Genomic DNA, 20,147 nt, shown 5'->3' with positions numbered 1-20,147 from the left:
GAGGACTCACAGCTCCCCCATCCGCCGGATGACGGGGGCCACCCGCTGCACTCCGTGGCGGTAGGCGCCGCGCGCCGCCCGGCGGACGATCTGGCGGACCGGTCCGGGTTCCCTGTCGGCGGCGGGCGCGCCGGGCAGCGGGCTGCCGTCCGGGCCGAGGTGGTGGCGGGCGAGGATGCCGGGCAGATAGCCGGGCGCGGTCGCGGGTGTGTAGTACGGGGTCAGCGGCGGCAGGCCGCCGGGCTGGGCGAGCAGCTTGGCGATGCGCTCGCGCGCCGCGTCGAAGGCGGTGGCGTAGGAGCCTCCCCCGGAGGGACCGCCGGCCGCGACGCCCTGCCGGGCCACCCACCCCGGCTCGGGTGCCGGCCGGTGTCCGGCGTCGAGCTGGTCCCAGGAGGCGAGGCAGCCGGAGCCGACGAAGTGGTGGTTGCCCAGGGTCTCGCGGACGCCGAGGTCGGTGAGGACGACGGTCGGGATCCGGCGGTGCAGGGACTCCAGCGCGGCCGTGGAGCTGATCGTCACCAGCAGGTCGGTGCGGTCGAGGACCTCGCCCATGTTCCCGTACACCAGGCGGAAGTTGGCCGGCGGATCCAGTCGCTGGGCCAGCTTCTGGTAGGGCAGTTCCTCGATGTGGGTGGTGTGCTCGCCCGGCTTGGAGCGCAGTTTGAGCAGTACTTCGCGGTTCGGGTGCAGGCGCGCGTGCCGGACGAGGCGCTCCAGCAGGTACGTACGGTCCTTGCGGCTGTCCGGTACGGAGGGCTGGGCCGCGAACACCACGGTGTAGGGGTCGTGTTCACCCTCGTACGGGGTGCCGCCGAGGAACGGCAGCGCCACCTCGGTGACCGCGGCGGCGTCGGCGCCCACGCCCTCGTACACGGCCCGGAAACGGTCCGCGTCCTGGCGGGAGTTGGCGAGGACGAGGTCCGCGCCGTGCCGCAGCAGCAGGCCGTCGGTGAGCTTCTCGTAGACGACGCCGACGTAGCCGGTGACGACGACGGGCCGCTTGTCGCGGCCCTCCCAGGCCCGCTTGAGGCCGTGCAGCACCGCCTGCACCCCGCCGCCGACGAGGGCGAGCACGACGATGTCGTACGTCTCCTCGGCCATGGCGCGCAGGAACTCGACGGAGGTGACCTCCCTGAGGGAGTCGGCGGTGACGCCCACCTCGGCCAGCTGGCGCGCGGTGGGCGTGGCCCGGCCGCGCAGCAGGAATCCGCGCAGTTCCAGGCCGACTTGCGCGCCCTCGTGCGCTGCGGCTTCCATGGAGTGGCCCGGCGCGATACGGGCCGCGGTCAGCGCACCCCATTTCCAGCGGGTGTCGGAGTCCGCGAGTACCGCGATTCGCGTGGGCTTCGGTGTACGTGGTGGCACGACGAAGACGCTAGGAAGCAATTCCGAGGTAAAGCCCAACCGCATCTCAACAAAGAGTTAACAACACATCGCCGCCAGCCCAACTGGCCCGTTGAAGCCGGGAAAGTACACGGGAGGCACCGTTCCGACACATTGAGTTCACCCTCCGTACGGATACCGGAAAGGCACGCAGCCGGGCGGGCTCCTAGGGTTTCTCGGGTGCCTAAGCTTTCCGTGATCGTGCCGTTCTACAACGTGCAGCAATACGCCCCGGACACCCTGCGGAGCCTTCGACTGAACGCCCGTTCCGATTTCGAGTTCGTCCTGGTCGACGACCATTCGAAAGACGAAACACCGGCGATTCTCGAACGCGCGGCCGAGGAGCTTTCCGATGTCGCCCAGGTGCGTTACATCCGTCATGAGAAGAACGGAGGACTCGCCACCGCGCGCAACACCGGCCTGGACGCGGCGCGGGGCGAGTACCTGACGTTCCTGGACGGCGACGACTGGCTGGCCCCGGGCTACTACGCCCAGCTGGTGGCCGCCATCGAGGAGCTGGGCTGCGACTTCGTCCGTACCGACCATGTCCAGGCCACGGCCCGCGCGCGCACCGTGCAACGGGTGCCGCACGGGCGGCGCCGCCGGGTGATGAACCCGCGCGACGCGATCCTGCCCGCCGACCGGACGACCTCGGTGGACTACGCCTTCGCCTGGGCCGGCGTCTATCACCGCCGGCTGCTGGACAGGCGCCTGCTGCACTTCACCGACGGGCTGCGCACGGCCGAGGACCGGCCGTGGATCTGGAAGCTGCACCGTGAGGCGGAGTCGTTCGCCGTGGTGAGCCTGCTGGGCGTGTTCTACCGGCGCGGGGTCGCCTCCTCCCTCACGCAGATCGGTGACGCCCGCCAGCTGGACTTCATCCGCGCCTTCGACCAGGTCATCGAGGAGACGGCCGCGGACCCGGACGCCGACCGGCTGCTGCCGAAGGCGGTCCGCACCTACTGCGCGATCATCGCCCACCATCTCTCGGACGAGTCCAAGTGGGAACCGGCCGTGGCCAAGCAGCTGCGGTGGATGAGCGCGGCGGCCATCCAGCGCATGCCGCAGGAAGCGCTCGGCGACGTGCTCGACACCATGGACTTCGACCGTTCCACCAAGCTGCGGCGGCTGCGGCGCCGGATCACCACAGCGAAGGCGGCTGCCTGATGCCCCGTACCACCCGGATCTTCTGCGTCTCCACGCTCTACGGCGCCGCCACCCTGGCCGCCGCGCTCGACTCCGACTGCTTCGAGGAGGAGGACCGCAGACTCCTGCTGGTCCTCAACAACTCCGCGACCCCGGAGACCACCCCGGCCGTCGACACCATGCCGGGCTTCGAGCCGCTGCGCGACCACTTCGACGACGTGCTGTCCTGGAACGAGGTGATCCGCCCCTTCCACCCCGGTGCCTGGGCCCCGCGCGCGGACGACGTCCCGCTGTTCGAGCGCTACCTGCGGATGCTGTGGGACCTCGGGGACGACGATGTGGAGCTGGTCCTGGAGTCCATCCAGGTCGCCCCCGCCCTGACCGTGGCCCAACTGTTCCCCGAGGCCGTCATCGACGTCTACGCCGACGGCCTGATGAGCTACGGCCCCACCCGCAACAAGCTCGACCCGCTCATCGGCACCCGGGTGCGCCGCCTGCTCCACCTGGACCTGGTGCCGGGGCTGACGCCGCTGCTGCTCACCGAGTTCGACGTGCCGGCCGAGGTCGTGCCGACGGACGCGTTCCTCAAGGTGATGGCCGAACTCACCGCCACCGTCACGGACCTGCCCGCGCTGCCCGGGAACGCGGCGCTGCTCCTCGGCCAGTACCTGTCCGCGCTGAGCATCCTCACCCCCGAGGAGGAGGAGGACCTGCATGTGCGGATGATGCGGGGCGCGGTCGAGCGCGGCCACCGCAGCATCGTCTTCAAGCCGCACCCGACCGCGCCGGCCCGCTACAGCCGCGCCCTGGAGACCGAGGCCGCGAAGCTCGGCGTGGACCTCACCGTCCTGGACGTGCCGGTGCTCGCCGAGGTGCTGTTCGAGCAGACCCCGCCCGCACTGGTCGTCGGCTGCTTCTCCACGGCCCTGTTCACCGCCTCCGCGTTCTACGGCCTGCCCGTCGCCCGCGTCGGCACCGCGCGGCTCCTGGACCGCCTGACGCCCTACCAGAACAGCAACCGGGTCCCCGTCGTCCTCGCCGACGCGCTGATCCCCGATCTGGCGGGCGGTCCGGGCGAGGACCCCATCGCCGCCGGCACCCTGGGCAAGCTGATCACCGCGGTCGGCTTCGCCATGCAGCCGCAGATCTACCCGGGGCTGCGACCGGCGGCCGAACGCCACCTCTCCGCCCACCTCGGCCCGCGCACCCGCCGCTACTTCAAACGCAAGCGCCTCACCGCCCTCGGCCTGCCCGGCGGCCTCCCCGAACGCCTGGCGTTCATCCCCCGCAATGCCACGGCCAGGCGGGTGGTACGCCGGGCGAAGGCACTGCGCAAGGCGGTGCGCCGATAGCGCATCGGCCTCTGTCGCGGGTTCGTCGGCAGCCGCGCGGGAGAACGGAAGGAAACCAAAGCGGCGCCCAGGTGAACCGATGGGAACCGGTCGGCGAAGCGTGCGGCTGTCGAACAGTAGCCCTCAGGGTGAAGCCATAGGGTCGTCATTGACGTTCCGCAGGATTGACGTTCTGCGGCATTGACGACCCGCAGCGCATCGCGAGGGATACCAGCATGACCGAAACGGTTGTGACGACGGCGCGGTCACAACCCGCCCCGGCCGTACCCGCTCAGGAAGACACCCCGCCCGCCCCGCCCCCGGCGGTGCGGGCCGCCGGGAGCCGTCTCCGCGCCCTGGACGGGCTACGGCTGGTCGCCGCGCTGATGGTGGCCCTGTACCACTACGGCGGCCGCGACGGTGACGTCACCCGCGCCTGGGGCAGCTCGCCGAAGCTCCAGTTCCCCACGCTGCACACGTACTTCGCCTACGGCTGCCTCGGCGTCCAGGTCTTCTTCGTGATCAGCGGGTTCGTGATCTGCATGAGCGGCTGGGGCCGGTCCCTGAAGTCGTTCTTCGCCTCCCGCGCGTCCCGGCTGCTGCCCGCCTACTGGCTGGCGATCGTGCTCGTGACGGCGGTGTTCGCGCTGCCCGCGGTCACCTTCAAGGCGGTGTCGCCCAGCGACGCGCTGGTGAACCTGACGATGCTCCAGCAGCCGCTGGGCGTGGACCGGGTGCTCGGGGTGTGCTGGACGCTGTGGGCGGAGATCCGCTTCTACGCCCTCTTCGCGCTGCTGGTCGTGCTGCCCGGGGCGAGCCGGCGGCGCGTGATCTTCTTCTGTGCGGGCTGGATCCTCGCGGCGGCGATCGCGCAGGGCGCGCACCAGCCGCTGCTCGACATCGTGCTGATGCCGGAGTACGCGCCGTTCTTCGTCGGCGGCGTCGGCCTCTATCTGGTCCACCGCGACCGGAGTGACGTCTACGCCTGGGGCATCGTGGCCGTCAGCTGGCTGATCGGGCAGCACTACGCGGTGCGCGCCCTGTGGAACGCCTCGAACCCGCACGCCTTCGGCCACCGCACCTCGTTCGGCATCATGCTGGTGGTGACGCTCGGCTTCCTCGCCGTCGCGGCGATCGCCCTCGGCTGGCTGCACTGGGCCGACTGGCGCTGGCTGACGGTGGCCGGGGCGCTGACCTACCCCTTCTACCTGGTCCACGAGCACCTGGGCTGGGTGGTCATCAAGGTCCTCCACCGCGACCTGCGCGTACCGGCCTACGGGACGTTCCTGCTGACGGTCGTCTTCATGCTGCTCCTCGCCTGGCTGATGAACCGCTATGTGGAGAAGCCGCTGACGCCGCGGATGCGGGCGGCGCTGGGGAAGGCGACGCTGAACTCCCCGTCGGCGTCTCAGTCGACGCCGTAGCGCGCCCGGATCCCGTCGATCACCAGCGCGAGGCCTTCCTCGAACTGGTCGTCGTAGTCGTCGAAGAGCAGCTTCCCCGCCTCGGCCGCCAGGGGGTAGTCGGCCAGCCGCCGGGCGCGTTCCTCGACGTCGTAGCCCTCCCGGCGCTCGTCCGGGAGGGGCCGCACGCCCTGCTCCTCGGTGACGAAGCCGATGGTGTACAGGTTCGCGGTCATCGCCGCCCGGGCCGCCTGCGGCAGGGTGAAGCCGGCGGCGGTGAAGACGCGCAGGGTCGCTTCGATCTCGCGCCCGTGGTCGACACCCGTGAAGCGTGAGCCGCTGTAGACCTTGGCCCCGTCCCGGTAGCCGAGCAGCGCGGCGCGCAGCCCTCGGTTCGCCTTCAGCAGCCGCTCCTGCCAGGTGTCGGCGGGGTCGAGCGCGGTGCCGGCGACCATCCGTCGGTACATCTCCGTCGCCATCTCGTCCAGCAGCGCCTGCTTGTCCTTGAAGTGCCAGTACAAGGCGGGTGCCTTGACGCCCAGTTCGTTGGCGATGGCGCGCAGGGTCAGGCCCTCCAGGCCCACCTCGTTCAGCAGCCTCAGGGCGGTGTCCGCGACCCGGGTGCGGTCGAGGGGCGCTCGGCGTTCCGTACTCACGCTTGACAGCTTAACAGCGTTAAGGGCACTCTCGTCGTCGACGACACTTAACAACGTTAAGGAGGCTCGTGATGGACATCGACGTCCTGATCGTGGGAGCGGGGCCCACCGGACTGGCCCTGGGGATCGACCTCGCCCGGCGCGGGGTGGACGCGCTGGTCGTGGAGCGTGCGGACCGGTTGCTCCCCGGATCGCGCGGCAAGGGGATCCAGCCGCGCACGCAGGAGGTCTTCGACGACCTCGGCGTCCTCGACGCGATCCGCGCGGCGGGCGGGCCCTACCCGGTGCGGATGGTCTGGAAGGACGGTGAACAGGTCGGCGAGCAGCCGCTGTTCGAGCCCCTGGAGGCCGAGGAGGGCGCGCCGTACACCGAGCCGCTGATGATCGCCCAGTGGCGGACGCAGGAGGTGCTGTACGCGCGGCTGGTGGAGCTGGGCGGGCAGGTGGCCTTCGGGCGCGAGGTGACGGGTCTGGAGCAGGACGCCGAGGGCGTGGGCGTACGGTTCGCCGGCGGTACGACCCTGCGCGCGCGGTACGTCGTCGGGGCCGACGGCGGGCGTTCGGCCGTGCGGCGGGCGGTGGGGGTCGGGATGACCGGCGAGACGGTCGACCCGAACCCGTTCCTGGTGGCGGACGTGCGGGTGAAGGGCCTCGACCGGGAGTACTGGCACGCGTTCCCCGGCGCCGACGGCACCGGCCTCATGCTCTGCCCGCTCGCCGGCACGGAGGACTTCCAGCTGGCCGCGAGGCTGCCCGAGGGCACCGAACCCGAGCAGCCCCTGGAAGGCGTCCGCGAGCTGGTCGCCGCGTGCACCCACCTGGACCCCCAGGACGTCACCGAGCTGCGCTGGGTCTCGGGCTTCCGGCCCCGGACGGGGCTCGCGGACCGCTTCCGGGTGGGCCGCGTGTTCCTCGCGGGCGACGCCGCGCACGTGCACTCACCGGCCGGCGGGCAGGGGCTGAACACCAGCGTCCAGGACGCGTACAACCTGGGCTGGAAGCTGGGCGCGGTCCTGCGGGACGGCGCGCCCGAGGCGCTGCTGGACACCTACGAGGAGGAACGGCGCCCCAACGCGGCGGCCATGCTGGGCCTGTCGACAAGCGTGCACCGCGGCGAGGTGCAGCGTGGCAAGGCGACGGTCCAGCTCGGCCTGGGCTATCCGGAGTCCTCCCTGACCGAGGACACGCGTACCGCCCCGTCCGGCGTACGGGCGGGCGACCGGGCACCCGACGGCACAGTGGACGGGGTACGACTGTTCGACGCCTTCCGGGGCTCGCACTGGACCCTGCTCGGCGCGGCGACCTCCGTCGCGGGGGTACGGACGCTCCCGGCCGCCCCGGAGTCCTACGGCCCGGGCGTGTTCCTGGTCCGCCCGGACGGTTACGTGGGCTGGGCGGGGGACTCGGAGGCGGGGGTCGGGGAGTATCTGGCGGGAGTGGGCTGCCGCTAGCTAGTCGTCGCCGTCGAGGAGCATGTCCACGGGGAGGTCGAGGGCGACGCCTACGGAGTCCGGGACAGGGACGGTCTGGCCTCGCTTGTAGCGGAGAGGGGCGGGGTATGTGCCGTCGGCCGGGTTGGTGTAGAGGAGGACCTCGTCGTGTTTGCGGTCGGCGATGAGGTACACCGGGATGTTGGCGCGTGCGTAGATGTCGACCTTGGTAGCCGTGTCATTGGTCCAGTTGGAGGAAGTCACTTCCAGGACCAGGCGAAAGACGTGCGGCGCGTAGCAGTTCTTCTCGACGAGGGCGTCCTTGTAGTCGGCGTCGACGACAGAGAAGTCCGGCACCGCATAGTCATCCGGTCCAGTCGGCAGCCATAGCCCGATCCCCCCGAGGTATCTGAGGCCTGCCTCCCTGGCCTTGATCGCCAGGAACTCTTCGACGAGACAGGTCGGCGTCTCCTGATGCGAGCCGTCCGGCGGCGGTGTCACAACAATGCTCCCGTTGAGGATCTCCACCCGGTGCCCGGGCAGCTCCTCCCAGAGCCGGTCGGCAGCATCGCTGAGCGACGACTCGTGCATCATCACAGCCACGGCACCCTCCTTTCGGGAATACCCGACACGAGCCTAACCGCGGACGTGCGATTTCCGCCCTCGATCACTCATTCGAGGGAACTGCCCCGCTCAAAACACATCGCTCGGCACATAACTCCCCCAGACCTCCCGCAGCGCCCCGCACACCTCCCCCACCGTCCCCCGCGCCCGCAGCGCCTCCCGCATCGGGTACAGGACGTTGTCCTCGCCCTCCGCCGCCTTCTTCAAGGCGGCGAGGGCCGAGTCCACCGCGCCCTGGTCCCGTTCCGCCCGCAGCCGGGCGAGCCGCTCGGCCTGCTGGGTCTCGATCGCCGGGTCCACGCGGAGCGGCTCGTACGGTTCCGCCTCGTCGTACCGGAAGCGGTTGACGCCGACCACGACCCGTTCGCCGGCGTCCGTCTCCTGGGCGATGCGGTACGCGTTGCGCTCGATCTCCTCCTTCTGGAAACCCCGCTCGATCGCCGCGACCGCGCCGCCCAGGTCCTCGATCCTCCGCATCAGGCCCAGGGCCGCCGCCTCCACGTCGTCCGTCATCCGCTCGACGGCGTACGAGCCCGCGAACGGGTCGACGGTCGCGGTCACGTCGGTCTCGTGGGCCAGCACCTGCTGGGTGCGCAGGGCGAGCCGGGCGCTCTTGTCCGTGGGGAGGGCGATCGCCTCGTCGAAGGAGTTGGTGTGCAGGGACTGCGTGCCGCCGAGCACCGCCGCCAGGGCCTGGACGGCCACCCGGACGAGGTTCACCTCGGGCTGCTGGGCCGTCAGCTGGACGCCCGCCGTCTGGGTGTGGAAGCGCAGCATCAGCGACTTGGGGTCCCGCGCGCCGAACTCCTCCCTCATCACCCGGGCCCAGATCCGGCGCGCGGCCCGGAACTTGGCGACCTCCTCCAGGATCGTCGTACGGGCGACGAAGAAGAAGGACAGGCGGGGCGCGAAGTCGTCGACGTCCATGCCGGCCGCGACCGCCGTACGGACGTACTCGATGCCGTCCGCGAGGGTGAAGGCGATCTCCTGGGCGGGCGATGCGCCCGCCTCGGCCATGTGGTAGCCGGAGATCGAGATGGTGTTCCACCTGGGGATCTCGGCCTTGCAGTACTTGAAGATGTCCGCGATCAGGCGCAGGGAGGGCTTCGGCGGGAAGATGTAGGTCCCGCGCGCGATGTACTCCTTCAGGACGTCGTTCTGGATCGTTCCGGTCAGCCGGTCCGCCGGCACGCCCTGTTCCTCCGCCACCAGCTGGTAGAGGAGCAGCAGCAGGGCCGCCGGCGCGTTGATCGTCATCGACGTCGAGACCTCGCCCAGCGGGATCCCGCCGAACAGCACCCGCATGTCGTCGATCGAGTCGACGGCCACGCCGACCTTGCCGACCTCGCCGTGGGCGAGGGGAGCGTCGGAGTCGTGGCCCATCTGGGTGGGCAGGTCGAAGGCGACGGACAGGCCCGTGGTGCCGTGCTCGATCAGCTGCCGGTAGCGGGCGTTGGACTCGGTGGCGGTGCCGAAACCGGCGTACTGGCGCATCGTCCAGGGCCGCCCGGTGTACATGCTGGGGTACACGCCCCTGGTGAAGGGGTACGCGCCCGGCTCGCCCAGCTTTCCGGCCGGGTCCCAGCCGGCCAGGTCCTCAGGCCCGTAGACCGGCTCGATCGGCAGTCCGGACTCCGACTCACGCGCCATGGTGTGTGCCTCCGAGGTGGGTTCGGTACTCCTCACCATGCCCCGTTGTTCGGCGGCGGTCACGCGGGGAAGCATCTGGGGCATGAGCCGCATCGGACGCTCGACCGCCGCACTCTGCTCCATCGTCGCGCTCACCGTCCTCTGCGGCTGCAAGGCGCAGGCCCCGGGCGCCGACGGCAAGCAGCGCTCGCCGGTGCACATCCGGTTGCCGAGCAGTCGGGCGCCCGCCCCGGCGGCCCCGGCGGCCCCGAAGTCGAGCGCCGCCCCCGCCCCCGCGCCGGCCGACGTGCTGTGGTCCCGCGGCGACAACGGCCCGGACGTACGCGAGCTGCAGGCCCGGCTGCGGCAGATCGACTGGCTGTTCGACGGGCCGACGGGGACGTACGACGATCTGACCGAGCAGGCCGTCAAGGGCTTCCAGCGCAAGCGCGGACTGCCGCAGACCGGCCGGACCGACACCGTCACCTGGCGGCGGCTCATCGGCATGACGCACCAGCCGGGCACGTGGGAGCTGTACCTGATGGGCGGTCAGCCGGCCGCCGCGCCGGACCCGCGCTGTCTGACCGGCCGGGTGCTGTGCATCAGCAAGACCACCCGGACGCTGCGTTGGATGATCGACGGGCGGACGGTGTCCACCATGTCCGTCCGCTTCGGCTCCCAGTACACCCCCACCCGGGAGGGCGTCTTCCGCGTCTACTGGAAGTCACGGCACCACGTGTCGACGCTCTACGACTCCCCCATGCCCTACGCGATGTTCTTCAGCGGGGGCCAGGCGGTGCACTACTCGTACGACTTCGCCGCGCGCGGCTACGCCGGCGGCTCCCACGGCTGCGTCAACGTGCGGGACGAGGCGGCGATCGCGGAGCTGTTCGCGCAGGTGAGGAACGGCGACAAGGTCGTCGTCCACTGGTGAGCGCCAGAGGGTGAGGGATTGCGGGGCGCGGGCGGGACCGGGGGAACGTGTCCCGCCCGCGCCAGGTGCACGAGCCGTAGGTACGGGGGGAACCCCGGCTCAGTGCGACGGCCGATGACCAGTCGGCTCACTCTGTACTGCGTACCCGGGGCCGAAAACGTTACGCGCTACCCCAAAAAAGTTTCCCGGCCTACGAAAGAGCAGGTCAGAGCGCGGCGTACGGGGGGCTCGGCGACAGGGACGAGGGCGTCGACGGGGTCTGTGTGTGCTGCGGCGACAGCGGGGCGAAGGCCGTGGGGGACGGCGTGACGAAGCCTCCGTGGCGGTGGTGGTCGTCGCCGCCCGGCCCTATGTGGCCGTCGTCGTCACCGCCGCCCTGGCCGCCGTTGCCGTTCTGCCCGCCGTCGCCGCCGTGGCCGTCCCTACCGTCCTTGCCGCCCCGGCCGTCCTTGCCGTTCCGGTCCTCGTCACCGGTCGCGTTGCCGGACGACGACTCGAGGACGCCCTTGCAGTACTTCCACACGCGCGCGGAGCCGCCCGCCACGCCTTCCAGGGTGCGCTTGCGGTCGGGGGCGACCGCCTTTCCGGCCCGGATGTCGCGGCAGACCGAGCGTGCGCCGCTCCACCAGGTGCCGGTGCCGTGGGAGGTGCCGGGCGAGCCGGTGGCACCGCCCTCGGCCTGGTTCTCCCGGCTCGCGCCGGGCGAGGTGCCGGCACTGGGGGTGCCGCTCGTGCCGCCGTTCGGGGGCAGCAGACCGGACGTGCCGCCCGTGGTGCCCTCCGGGGAGGACGGGGCGGGCGTGCGCTCGGGGGTCGCGGCACCGGAGGCCGAGGCGGCGGGCCCGGGGGTGTCGTCGCGGAACGGCGTCGGCAGCACCCCGCTGCCGGCGGCCATGGCGACCCCGCCGAGCGTGCCCACGGCCAGCGCGGCGGTGAGCGCCAGGCGCACCGGGCGGCCCCAGGCGGGGCGGCGTACGGCGCGGGGCCGGCCGCCGATGCGGATCAGCCCGGCGTCGGCGGGTCCGTCGGGGGCGCCGGCCGCGTGACCGGCGCCGGCCTGCGCGGCGGCGTCCTCGCGGGCCTCGCGCGCCTTCCGGAACGCGGCCAGCGCCGCTTCCTCGCCGGGGAGTTCGGTGTCGGCCACGGTGGCGTCGGCGGACAGGGCGCCCAGGGACTTGGCGAGCCGTTCGGCCTCGGGGCGGGCGGCGGAGTCGACGGCTTCGAATGACTCCCCGCGCAGTAGACGTTCTGCCGTTTTGCGGTTCAGCCACCTGTACTGCTCGTCGGCCATCACATGTCCTTCTGCGTCCGCGGACGCGTATGCGTCACAGTGGCGGACGTCACCGCGCGGTGGCGCGGTTCTCGCTGGGGCGGCAGCGCGTCGAGCCTTGCCGCCGATTCCGGATCCTCGCCGAGCAGCTCCGCGAGCCGCTTCAGGCCACGGTGTGCGGCGGTGCGTACGGCGCCCGCGCGCTTGCCGAGCGTCTCGGCCGCGCTCTTGGCGTCGAGGCCGACGACCACGCGCAGCACGACCGCCTCGGCCTGGTCCTGCGGGAGGCGTGCGATGAGGGAGAGGGTGCTGTCGGTGGCCAGGGCCTCCATGGCCTCGCCCGCGGTGTCGGACTCGGCGGCCCGGCCGGTCAGCTCGGTCTCGTCGCCGCCGATGGCGGGACGGCGGCCGCGCATCCGTATGTGGTCCAGGGCGCGGTTGCGGGCGATACGGGCCGCCCAGCCGCGGAAGCGGTCCGCGTCTCCGCTGAAACGCTCCAGGTCACGGGCTATCTGCAGCCAGGCCTCGGATGCGACGTCCTCCGCGTCCGGGTCGCCGACCAGTGTCCGTACGTACCCGAGCAGCCGCGGTTGCACCGCGCGGTAGACCGTACGGAACGCGGTCTCGTTCCCGGCCTGTGCCGCACGTACCGCGGCGGTCAGCTCCGCGTCGTCCCCCAGCACCTGGTTCCCTCTTTTGCGCCTCAACCGGCGCCGCTCTCGCGGACCGGGTCCTCGCCGTCGTGGTTCCTCAATTGATGGTTGCGGTGTTCGGGACCGCAGACGGCTGCGGTGGTCGTGCGTCCTCCGCGCCCCGGCGCGAAAGGCACGTTACGACCTGAAACCGCTTCTCGTCCATGTCCGTCCAAGATGCAACTAACCCTGGACGCGGTGGACTGTGGCTGGGTGTGACAGAAAACGCACTCATGGCGCTGTAGCAAATACGGGCCGCCGCGCGGTCCGTGCCGCGCGACGGCCGGGGCCTCTCCTGTGGGGGGTGGCGGCTCCGGCCGTTGCCTTGGCGGCGAACGGCGCGGGGCGCGCCGTCACTTCTTCGCCTTCGACTTCGCCTTCGTCTTTGGCTTCGCCTGCGTCTTTGGCTTCGCCTGCGTCTTTGGCTTCGCCTGCGTCTTTGGCTTCGCCTTCACCTTTGACTTCGCCTTGGCCGCGCCCTTGGCTCCGGGGGTCTTGCCGTCGTCCGCGGCCGCCGCGATCCGCCCGGCGCAGTAGGAGGCGACGTTCGTCTCGCCGCCGGCCGCCGCGACCAGCCGCTGCCAGGCCGTCGCGTCCAGCGCCTTGCCGTGGTCCGCGACCTTCTCGTAGGCACGGCAGTGGGCCAGGGTGTCCTTGGCGGTGGCCGGGTGCTCCGGCGACGCCGGTCCGGACGACGGGGAGGCGGGCGCGGGGGACCGTGTCCGCCCGGCGGCCCGGTCCGGTACCCCGGCCGAGGCGTCCGGTCGGGACCGGTCGCCGGGGGCCTCGCCGGAGGAGCCGGCCACGCCGATGGCCGCGACCGCCACTCCGCCCAGGGTCAGACTCGCCAGCAGCATCAGCAGCGTCGCCCGCGCCGAGCGCGGCACACGCACCCGCTCGCGGGGCCGCCAGTCGTCCCGGCGCCGGGTCCGCGCCCGCAGTGCCCCGGCGTCCCGCGCGCCCCGGAAGGCTTCGGCGGCACGCCGCTCGGCCTCCGCGTCGACGGTGTGCGGACGCAGCGCGGCGCCGAGCAGTTCCTCGGCGTGCCGTCGGGGGGATGGGCCGCCTCCGTCGTGGCGTTCACCCATGTGCGCGTCCATTCCTGGGCGGCGGGGGCCGCCGTCCTCGGTCACTTCGACTCCCCCAGCGTGCCGGATCCGCCGTCCGTCACACCTTCCGCCGCTTCCGCCGCTTCCGCCGCACCCAGCAGCCCGGAGAGCCGCTTCAGCCCGCGGTACGCGGCCGTCCGCACCGCGCCGGGGCGTTTGCCGAGTACCCGGGCGGCGGCGGGACCGTCGAGCCCGACGACCACGCGCAGCAGCACGGCCTCGGCCTGGTCGGGCGGCAGCCGGCGGAGCAGGGCCAGCGCTTCCGCCGTGGAGATGGACTCCAGGGCCTGTTCATGGGTGCTGTGCCGGCCGGGGAGTTCCAGTACGTCCTGTTCCAGCTCCGTCGCCCGGGGCCGGGCCCGCCGGCGGCGCAGATGGTCCAGGGCGCGGTGCCGGGCGATGGTCGCGCTCCAGCCGCGGAACCCCGCCCCGTCGCCCTTGAACCGGCCCAGGTCGCGGGCGATCTCCAGCCAGGCGTCGGAGGCCACGTCCTCGGCCTCGTCGCCGACCAGGCCGCGCAGATAGCCGAGCAGGCCGGGCTGCACCAGCCGGTACACCACCGCGAAGGCCGCCTCGTCGCCCTCCTGGGCCCGCGCGACGGCCGCGCCCAGTTCCCCGTCGTACGCCCCCACGCGGCCGGTGTCCCCTCCCTGGCCAAGAACCGTTTCCTCAGTGCGGTGCCTCAAGGTCATCAGCGTCGGAGCCCAGGGAAGTGTCACAGCGCCGGTGCGCTCAGTGCCGCGGTCCCGTCCCCGCGAGCGCGTCCCGGCACAGCAGCCGCAGCGACCCGTGTCCGCCGAAGCAGCGGTGGGCCTCGTCGACCGGGTCCCACAGGCGTCCGTCGGGCGTGCGGACCCAGTGGTCGCCGCCGGACGCCCACCACTCGGCGCCGGTCTGCCGGACGATCACCTCACCGGCGTACGCCCCGAAGCCGCGCAGCACGTCCCGCACCGCCTCGGCAGGGGTGCCCTCGCGCCGTATCTCCTCGATCATCCGGTCGACGCGCCACAGGCTCTGCGCCGAGTAGTCGAGCCGTACCCGCGCGCCCTCGCGCATGGTCGCCACCACGTCCGCCGCCCACCGCACGGGCTTCGCCGCGGCGTGCGGCCTGGTCTGCTGCTGTGTCACGTACTGGGTAGTCACATAGGGGAAAGCGGGTCCGGTGGGCCTTGCGTCACGCCGATCCGGGCCGATTCCGTGATCGGCGCAACACCGACCCCGCTCCGCCGCAGGACTGTCACAGGACCTGCCCGGGCTCGCGGGTTTGGGGCGGGAGTGATGTTCGGCGCCTCCCGTGCGCTATTGATCATGATGACTATGTGCTTCCATCTCCGCGCGGTGCCGCCCGGGGAGTTACGAGACGACGTGCGCTCGCTGGAGCGGCTGTTCGAGGACGACTGGGAGGCCGTCCGGGAGCGGATCCGCCTGTGCCGGGAGGAGGTGCTGGACCAGCGCTACCTGGACCACGAACTGCTGTACGCCGGCTCGCCCCCGGACCTCGCGGAGGACGACCCGCGCGCCCAGGTGGTCCTGGGTGGCCGCGCGGTGTTCCACTCGGCGCTCGGGCTGCCCCCGTTCCTGCTGCTGACCGCGGCCGAGACCGCCGCCGTCGCCGCCTACCTCGCCTCGGCCGACTTCGCGGCCCTGTGGCACGGCTCCCGCGACGAACTGCTCCCCCGCTACGGCGGCCCCACCACCGAGCCGCAGACCCACGGCGTCTTCGCGGCGGCCCACCGCGACCTCACGGAGTTCTACACCCACGCCTCGGCGTGCGGGGAGGCGGTGGTGAAGTGGGTGGTGCTGTGAGCCGCCGGCGGACCGGGATTTCACAGCGGGCCCGACGCCCGCGGTGCCGACCGGTGTCGCGCCGTAGGTGCGTGCTCGCCCGGTGCGGCGAGCGGGGGCACCTCCCGCGCCCTTGCGGCGGCGAGTGAGCGTGCCGGGCGTCTCCGGGCAGCCGGGACTTTCGTGACAGGCCCCGGCCTGTCAGGCGGATCATGTCGCGGACGCGGGGTGCCCTCCCTCATTCGCGCCGCTCACCAGTGCCGACGAGGCACCGCCCGTCCCTGCGAGCCGATCCGCCGGACAGGCCTCAGCCGCGCCCCCGGGCTCGTCGGGACACCACCGCGCGTAGAACTCGGCGGCCCTCGGTGGTCGTCTCCAGGGCGCCGCGAAGGCCGGCCGGGCCGTGGGTGGCGAGGAGTTCCAGGACGGTGAGCTGGCGGCGGAGCTCGGCGGCGACCAGGGGTGTCATGCCCTCCGTGCTGCCCGCGCGGCGGGAGTCGACGGAGGAGGCGTCGGCGGCGGGGTCGAGGAGCCGGTGGATCTGGAGGGAGGCCACGGAGCAGGCGTCGGCCCAGGCCCGGGCACCGGCACCGGTGCACTCGGCGGGTGCGGCGTCGAGCATCCGGCGGGCCAGGCCCGCGGCCTCGTCCTCGGTCGCCACGCCCGGGCGGGCGGAGCCGAGCGTGGCACGCGCCTGCTGGAGGCCCGCCGCCCAGTCACCGGTGTCCGCGAGGCTTCCCCACAACGGCCGCAGGACCTCGTCGTCGCCGCCCAGCAGGGGCACGCACCGATCCAAACAAGCCAGTCCGCTGGCGGCCAGCCCGCGTTCGTCGGCCTGAGCGATCAGTTCCACCAGGCTCATGGAATCCTCCCTCGCCAGGGCACCGACCTTTACGGAGCCCGCATTTCCCCTTACTGCGTGCGACGGCCCGGGAGTGTCACAGGGGCATGGTTTCGGCCAGCGGAACGGGTCCGCCGAGGGCCTTCCGATGCTGCATGCCGGTCAGCCGCAGTACGACGAGGACGGCGAGCGCGGCGGCCGCGAGGTCGACGACGTCGGAGAACAGCATCAGCCGGACGGCGTCGTGGAGCCCCTGCGCGCCGTCGGCCCGGCGGTACGCGCTGAACGAGGCCCGGTCGGCGAGGAGCGAGATGATCCACAGCGTCCACCAGGCGTTGACCGGCGCGTGCGAGCGGGGCGCTCCCCAGGGGCTGCTGGCCTCCCAGACGTCGAGGGTGATCCGGCGTGGCATCCAGAGGTTCACCACCGGGGTGAACCAGCCGCCGATCGTCCAGCCGCGCTTCCTGCTCTGGCCGCCGGGGTTGAACACCTCGGCGTTGACCCGGACCCGGTAGAACCAGCACAGGTAGACGACGACGCAGGCCACGAACGCGATCGACTGGGCGATGCCGGAGGCCCGGTACAGGGCGTCGGCGTGGTCGGCGCGCCGGACGACGGCCGTGCCGTAGGCGCCGTCCACGAGGTCGCCCGAGACGTCGAACTGGAGGAGGTCGGCGTGGATCGCGAACAGGTCGGTGGCGATGACGAGCCCGAGCACCGCCGCCGCGGCCCGGCCCAGCCCGACCGGCGAGCGCAGCCAGGCGGTGGACGCCCCGGCGAACGGCGGGGCGGGCGGCTCCGGCGTGCCGGCGCAGCGGGCGCACAGGGTGCCGCCGGGCGCGGCGGCGAAGTGGTGGCAGCGTGAGCAGATCACGGTAGGTCCCCCGGGGTGTGGTCGAGACGCCGGGCGCGACTCTCCCCTGAGGCACCCGCGCGGCTTCGGGAAGATACGGTTCGCCGATGCCGCGCGTCCACCGGGATACGGCGGCGCTCAGCCGAGGCGGTCCGCCAGCTTCTGGAACTGGGTCCAGGTCAGCGCCGGTTTGCCCGGATCCCAGAGCTTCTGCACGGTCGCCCGCAGCGGCATCCGGATCCCCGCGGCGACCTGCGCCTCGGTCTGCGCGTTCGCGATGTCGGACCACACGGCGAAGGACCCGCCGAGGATCTGCCCGTCGTACCGGGCCGGGACGGCGGTGGTGCCGCGCAGGATCCGTGGGTTCCACTGCTCGTAGATCCGCTTGCCGGTCGGGTAGACGAAGGTCTGCGGCTCCCCGAGGACGTAGTAGAGGAACTCGTCGTTGTAGTTGAGCACCTTCCGCCCCGCGCTCAGGTACTCCACCGGCTGCCGGGCACCGATCTCCTTGCCGGTCCAGTACGCGACCTGGAGGTCCTTCGCGGGCTGCACGGACGATCCCCGGAAGAACCCGTCGTTCCACACCCGCATCGTGCGGTCGTGGGCGCGGACGGTGTCGGCGCGGTCGCCCAGCCAGCCGGTGGCGAGGGCGGAGACGGTGCCGCCGGCGCCGTAGGCGTCCCGCGCGGCGGCGGCCAGCTGCGGGTAGGAGGCCTGCGGGTCGGCGACGGTCAGGGCCTGGTACTCGTCACCGCCGAGGTGCCACTCGGAGCCCGGGAACAGCCCTGCGTACTCGTCGAGGAGGTCGTCCACGATGGCCGCCGCGCTGGCCTTGGAGATGTCGACCGCCCCGCGTGTGGGGACGCCCCGCGCGTCGCGCAGCTGCAGGTCGGGGTGGGCGGCGATGACGGCACCGAGGTGTCCGGGCGAGTCGATCTCGGGGACGACCGTGATGTGCCGACTGGCCGCGAGGTCCACGATCCGTTTGACCTGCGCCTTGGTCAGATGGTCCTTGGAGACGATCTCCGGGTGGCTCGTGGACTCGATCCGGAAGCCCTGGTCGTCGGAGAAGTGCAGCCCCAGCTCGTTGAACTTCAGGTCGCCGAGCTCCTTGACGCGGTCCTCGATCCAGGAGGCGGAGTACGGCTTGCGGGCGATGTCCAGGTTGAACCCGCGCCGCGGCTTGGCGGGCTGGTCGCGTACGACGCCCTCGGGTGCCGTACCGCCGCCGTGGACCTCCTGCTTGAGGGTGCGCGTGCCGTAGAAGACGCCCGCGTCGGCGGGCCCGCTTATGTTCACGCGCCCGCCGCGCACGGTCATGGTGTACGACTCCGGGTTCGCGCCCTCGTCGTCGTTCAGCGCCAGCCGTACGTCCCCGGCGCGCACGTCACCCCGCTCGCCCGCGTACGACAGGCCCAGCTCACCGGCGATCAGCTTGCCCTCGTCGGCCAGGTCAGCGTCGCTGACCACCACGCGCTCGCCGTGCGCGGGGCGCCAGCCGGGGCCGCGGGCGGGGGTGTGGGAGCGCACGGCGGGGATCGTGCGGGGCGCCTGGGACAGCGGGTAGGAGCGGCTGGGCGTGGGGCTCGGCTTCGGCGACGCGGAGGCGGCCCCGTCCGCGGACCGCCGCGCGCTCCCGCCGGGTTCGTTGTCGCCGTCCGCCGAGGCCCAGAACCCGACTCCCACGCCGAGCCCAACCGTGCCGACGAAGGCGGCGGCGACTATCGCCCGCTTCCGACTCACCCGTTGCTCCGGCGCCCGGCGCCTGTGCTGGCTCACGTGCCCAACCTACGGCCCGGTCGCCGACTGTCCGTCATCCACACGCTCCGAAACTCTCCCGTCCGAGTGAAATTCGGGCATCCCTCGGACACACCGTGACCATTCTCGATAACGTGACGACACACCTCTCACAAGATCCCCACCACACACATGTGACGCGAGGACCCACGCTGCCTGCGCACCCGTACCCCTCCGGGCGAGTGGCCATACCGGCCCTCCCCGGGCAGACCCGTACCCCGCCGTCCGCCACCGCAGTCGAGGGGTTCAACACCGCGCCCGCCGACGAGGCCCACGCCACCCTTCTGACCTGCCTGCACAGCCTCCGCTGGGCCCAGCGCATCGCGGCCCACCGCCCCTACCCGGACCTGGACTCCCTCCTCGCCGCGGCGGACGAGGCGGCCTACGACCTGTCCCCGGCCGACCTCGCGGAAGCCCTGGCGGCGGAGTCCCTGCCGGCCCTGCCCGCGGACACGTACTCGGCGGCCCACACCGCCCTGAGCGCGGCCCACGCGGCCTACGAGGCGCGCTTCGGACACGTGTTCGTCATCTGTCTGGGTGACTCCACACCGACGGAAGCCCTTGACCGCATCCTCGAAGGCATCCGATCACGATTGGCGAACGATCCGGACGAGGAACGCGTGGTGGCGGCAGAGGAGCTGCGGCACCTCGCAAGAGGGCGTCTGATCAGCGCCCTGGAGAACCCCCACCCCACCGGCCGTCCCTAAATAGCCCGTCCGTGCACCTTTAGATGCCAGTTTGATCACACCGGCAACCCCCCGCGGAGCCCAGCCACAACGTCTCGATACGATGCTGAGGGCCGGTGGACCGTACCCGGCCGGGCCCGACCGACAACCGAAGCCGGCGCGGCCCTAGTCCCCGCTCCCGGAGGGTTCTTCCGTGCCGGCTGGAACGCTGTACCGCGGCCGGGAAGGAATGTGGTCCTGGGTGGCTCATCGAGTCACCGGCGTCCTCATCTTCTTCTTCCTGTTCGTTCACGTGCTGGACACCGCTCTCGTGCGTGTCTCCCCCGAGGACTACGACAAGGTCGTAGCCACGTACAAGACGCCGATCGTCGCGCTGCTGGAGTACGGCCTCGTCGCCGCCATCCTCTTCCACGCGCTCAACGGCCTGCGCGTCATCGCCGTCGACTTCTGGTCGAAGGGCCCGCGCTACCAGAAGCAGATGCTGTGGACCGTCGTCGGCGTCTGGGTCGTCCTGATGCTCGGCGCGATCTATCCGGTCCTCGGCCACGCCGCTCGAGTCCTCTTCGGGAGCTGAC

Annotated in this window: 20 protein-coding genes; 8 read left to right on the top strand and 12 right to left on the bottom strand. The window is 72.1% G+C overall.

What is annotated here, in order from left to right:
- Positions 1–6 precede the first annotated feature (6 nt).
- A complete protein-coding gene (locus ACH45E_RS31995; RefSeq protein WP_361448368.1) occupies positions 7–1,368 on the bottom strand; it encodes a DUF6716 putative glycosyltransferase in 1,362 nt (453 codons plus the stop codon).
- Positions 1,369–1,566: 198 nt separating this feature from the next.
- Between ACH45E_RS31995 and ACH45E_RS31990 the strand changes: the two genes are divergently transcribed.
- The 3 genes from ACH45E_RS31990 to ACH45E_RS31980 all read left to right on the top strand — a co-directional run bounded on the left by ACH45E_RS31990 (position 1,567) and on the right by ACH45E_RS31980 (position 5,287).
- Entirely contained in the window at positions 1,567–2,553 is a 987-nt protein-coding gene (locus ACH45E_RS31990) for a glycosyltransferase family 2 protein (RefSeq protein ID WP_361448365.1), read from the top strand.
- Positions 2,553–3,884, top strand: coding sequence for an alpha-2,8-polysialyltransferase family protein (locus tag ACH45E_RS31985; RefSeq protein WP_361448362.1), 1,332 nt, complete (start codon positions 2,553–2,555; stop codon positions 3,882–3,884). Before ACH45E_RS31990 ends, ACH45E_RS31985 begins: the two co-directional genes overlap by 1 nt.
- A 215-nt stretch (positions 3,885–4,099) precedes the next feature.
- Positions 4,100–5,287, top strand: coding sequence for an acyltransferase (locus ACH45E_RS31980; RefSeq protein WP_361448359.1), 1,188 nt, complete (start codon positions 4,100–4,102; stop codon positions 5,285–5,287).
- Here the strand turns inward: ACH45E_RS31980 and ACH45E_RS31975 are convergent.
- A complete protein-coding gene (locus ACH45E_RS31975) occupies positions 5,272–5,922 on the bottom strand; it encodes a TetR/AcrR family transcriptional regulator C-terminal domain-containing protein (RefSeq protein ID WP_361448356.1) in 651 nt (216 codons plus the stop codon). The two genes, ACH45E_RS31980 and ACH45E_RS31975, sit on opposite strands and share 16 nt — an antisense overlap.
- A gap of 71 nt (positions 5,923–5,993) precedes the next feature.
- Between ACH45E_RS31975 and ACH45E_RS31970 the strand changes: the two genes are divergently transcribed.
- Positions 5,994–7,373 carry an FAD-dependent oxidoreductase gene (locus ACH45E_RS31970; RefSeq protein ID WP_361448353.1) on the top strand — a complete coding sequence of 460 codons (1,380 nt, stop codon included), beginning with the start codon at positions 5,994–5,996 and terminating at the stop codon, positions 7,371–7,373.
- Here ACH45E_RS31970 and ACH45E_RS31965 read toward each other — a convergent pair whose 3' ends face one another.
- Together ACH45E_RS31965 and ACH45E_RS31960 are read right to left on the bottom strand one after the other, a co-directional pair.
- On the bottom strand, positions 7,374–7,946 hold the full coding sequence (locus tag ACH45E_RS31965) for a Uma2 family endonuclease (RefSeq protein ID WP_361448415.1): 573 nt from the start codon (positions 7,944–7,946) through the stop codon (positions 7,374–7,376).
- 99 nt (positions 7,947–8,045) lie between these two features.
- Entirely contained in the window at positions 8,046–9,626 is a 1,581-nt protein-coding gene (locus ACH45E_RS31960) for a methylmalonyl-CoA mutase family protein (protein ID WP_361448412.1), read from the bottom strand.
- 82 nt (positions 9,627–9,708) lie between these two features.
- Here ACH45E_RS31960 and ACH45E_RS31955 point away from each other — a divergent pair, with 82 nt between their 5' ends.
- Positions 9,709–10,539, top strand: a complete 831-nt coding sequence (locus ACH45E_RS31955) for a L,D-transpeptidase family protein (protein WP_361448350.1) — start codon at positions 9,709–9,711, stop codon at positions 10,537–10,539.
- 205 nt (positions 10,540–10,744) lie between these two features.
- Here the strand turns inward: ACH45E_RS31955 and ACH45E_RS31950 are convergent, their stop codons facing one another.
- From ACH45E_RS31950 to ACH45E_RS31930, 5 genes are all read right to left on the bottom strand, one after another.
- On the bottom strand, positions 10,745–11,830 hold the full coding sequence (locus ACH45E_RS31950) for a hypothetical protein (protein WP_361448347.1): 1,086 nt from the start codon (positions 11,828–11,830) through the stop codon (positions 10,745–10,747).
- The gene (locus tag ACH45E_RS31945; RefSeq protein ID WP_361448344.1) at positions 11,830–12,492 is read right to left on the bottom strand and encodes an RNA polymerase sigma factor; all 663 of its coding nucleotides are present in this window, start codon (positions 12,490–12,492) and stop codon (positions 11,830–11,832) included. The genes ACH45E_RS31950 and ACH45E_RS31945 overlap by 1 nt, the downstream gene beginning before the upstream one ends.
- A gap of 362 nt (positions 12,493–12,854) precedes the next feature.
- Positions 12,855–13,589 carry a hypothetical protein gene (locus tag ACH45E_RS31940; RefSeq protein WP_361448341.1) on the bottom strand — a complete coding sequence of 245 codons (735 nt, stop codon included), beginning with the start codon at positions 13,587–13,589 and terminating at the stop codon, positions 12,855–12,857.
- A 41-nt stretch (positions 13,590–13,630) separates the two neighbouring features.
- Positions 13,631–14,302: an RNA polymerase sigma factor gene (locus ACH45E_RS31935; protein WP_399041985.1), complete on the bottom strand. Its 672-nt coding sequence runs from the start codon at positions 14,300–14,302 to the stop codon at positions 13,631–13,633.
- Between the two features lie 40 nt (positions 14,303–14,342).
- Complete coding sequence (locus ACH45E_RS31930) at positions 14,343–14,738, bottom strand: hypothetical protein (RefSeq protein ID WP_361448338.1); 396 nt, start codon at positions 14,736–14,738, stop codon at positions 14,343–14,345.
- Positions 14,739–14,927: 189 nt separating this feature from the next.
- Here ACH45E_RS31930 and ACH45E_RS31925 point away from each other — a divergent pair, with 189 nt between their 5' ends.
- A complete protein-coding gene (locus ACH45E_RS31925) occupies positions 14,928–15,416 on the top strand; it encodes a DUF1877 domain-containing protein (RefSeq protein WP_361448336.1) in 489 nt (162 codons plus the stop codon).
- 286 nt (positions 15,417–15,702) lie between these two features.
- Here the strand turns inward: ACH45E_RS31925 and ACH45E_RS31920 are convergent, their stop codons facing one another.
- The 3 genes from ACH45E_RS31920 to ACH45E_RS31910 all read right to left on the bottom strand — a co-directional run bounded on the left by ACH45E_RS31920 (position 15,703) and on the right by ACH45E_RS31910 (position 18,868).
- Positions 15,703–16,257, bottom strand: coding sequence for a hypothetical protein (locus tag ACH45E_RS31920; protein WP_361448333.1), 555 nt, complete (start codon positions 16,255–16,257; stop codon positions 15,703–15,705).
- 76 nt (positions 16,258–16,333) lie between these two features.
- Positions 16,334–17,110, bottom strand: coding sequence for a DUF4328 domain-containing protein (locus ACH45E_RS31915; protein WP_361448330.1), 777 nt, complete (start codon positions 17,108–17,110; stop codon positions 16,334–16,336).
- 117 nt (positions 17,111–17,227) lie between these two features.
- A complete protein-coding gene (locus tag ACH45E_RS31910; protein WP_361448327.1) occupies positions 17,228–18,868 on the bottom strand; it encodes a glycoside hydrolase family 20 protein in 1,641 nt (546 codons plus the stop codon).
- A 152-nt stretch (positions 18,869–19,020) separates the two neighbouring features.
- On the opposite strand from ACH45E_RS31910, the gene ACH45E_RS31905 reads away from it, so the two are divergent.
- Positions 19,021–19,593, top strand: a complete 573-nt coding sequence (locus tag ACH45E_RS31905) for a 2-oxo-4-hydroxy-4-carboxy-5-ureidoimidazoline decarboxylase (RefSeq protein WP_399041982.1) — start codon at positions 19,021–19,023, stop codon at positions 19,591–19,593.
- A gap of 172 nt (positions 19,594–19,765) precedes the next feature.
- Positions 19,766–20,146, top strand: a complete 381-nt coding sequence (gene sdhC, locus ACH45E_RS31900) for a succinate dehydrogenase, cytochrome b556 subunit (protein ID WP_361448321.1) — start codon at positions 19,766–19,768, stop codon at positions 20,144–20,146.
- Position 20,147: the final 1 nt, after the last annotated feature.

Source organism: Streptomyces sp. NPDC020299, assembly GCF_044387825.1.
Classification (GTDB): domain Bacteria; phylum Actinomycetota; class Actinomycetes; order Streptomycetales; family Streptomycetaceae; genus Streptomyces.
This window is presented reverse-complemented; position numbering and strand designations above follow the sequence as displayed.

What these genes read in the sequence shown, in the direction of transcription:
- ACH45E_RS31965 (WP_361448415.1), bottom strand. Translation starts at nt 7,946, where the DNA reads ATGATGCACGAGTCGTCGCTCAGCGATGCTGCCGACCGGCTCTGGGAG.
- ACH45E_RS31940 (WP_361448341.1), bottom strand. Translation starts at nt 13,589, where the DNA reads ATGGGTGAACGCCACGACGGAGGCGGCCCATCCCCCCGACGGCACGCC.
- ACH45E_RS31960 (WP_361448412.1), bottom strand. Translation starts at nt 9,626, where the DNA reads ATGGCGCGTGAGTCGGAGTCCGGACTGCCGATCGAGCCGGTCTACGGG.
- ACH45E_RS31970 (WP_361448353.1), top strand. Translation starts at nt 5,994, where the DNA reads ATGGACATCGACGTCCTGATCGTGGGAGCGGGGCCCACCGGACTGGCC.
- ACH45E_RS31985 (WP_361448362.1), top strand. Translation starts at nt 2,553, where the DNA reads ATGCCCCGTACCACCCGGATCTTCTGCGTCTCCACGCTCTACGGCGCC.
- ACH45E_RS31935 (WP_399041985.1), bottom strand. Translation starts at nt 14,302, where the DNA reads ATGACCTTGAGGCACCGCACTGAGGAAACGGTTCTTGGCCAGGGAGGG.
- ACH45E_RS31950 (WP_361448347.1), bottom strand. Translation starts at nt 11,830, where the DNA reads ATGGCCGACGAGCAGTACAGGTGGCTGAACCGCAAAACGGCAGAACGT.
- ACH45E_RS31925 (WP_361448336.1), top strand. Translation starts at nt 14,928, where the DNA reads ATGTGCTTCCATCTCCGCGCGGTGCCGCCCGGGGAGTTACGAGACGAC.
- ACH45E_RS31920 (WP_361448333.1), bottom strand. Translation starts at nt 16,257, where the DNA reads ATGAGCCTGGTGGAACTGATCGCTCAGGCCGACGAACGCGGGCTGGCC.
- ACH45E_RS31955 (WP_361448350.1), top strand. Translation starts at nt 9,709, where the DNA reads ATGAGCCGCATCGGACGCTCGACCGCCGCACTCTGCTCCATCGTCGCG.
- ACH45E_RS31980 (WP_361448359.1), top strand. Translation starts at nt 4,100, where the DNA reads ATGACCGAAACGGTTGTGACGACGGCGCGGTCACAACCCGCCCCGGCC.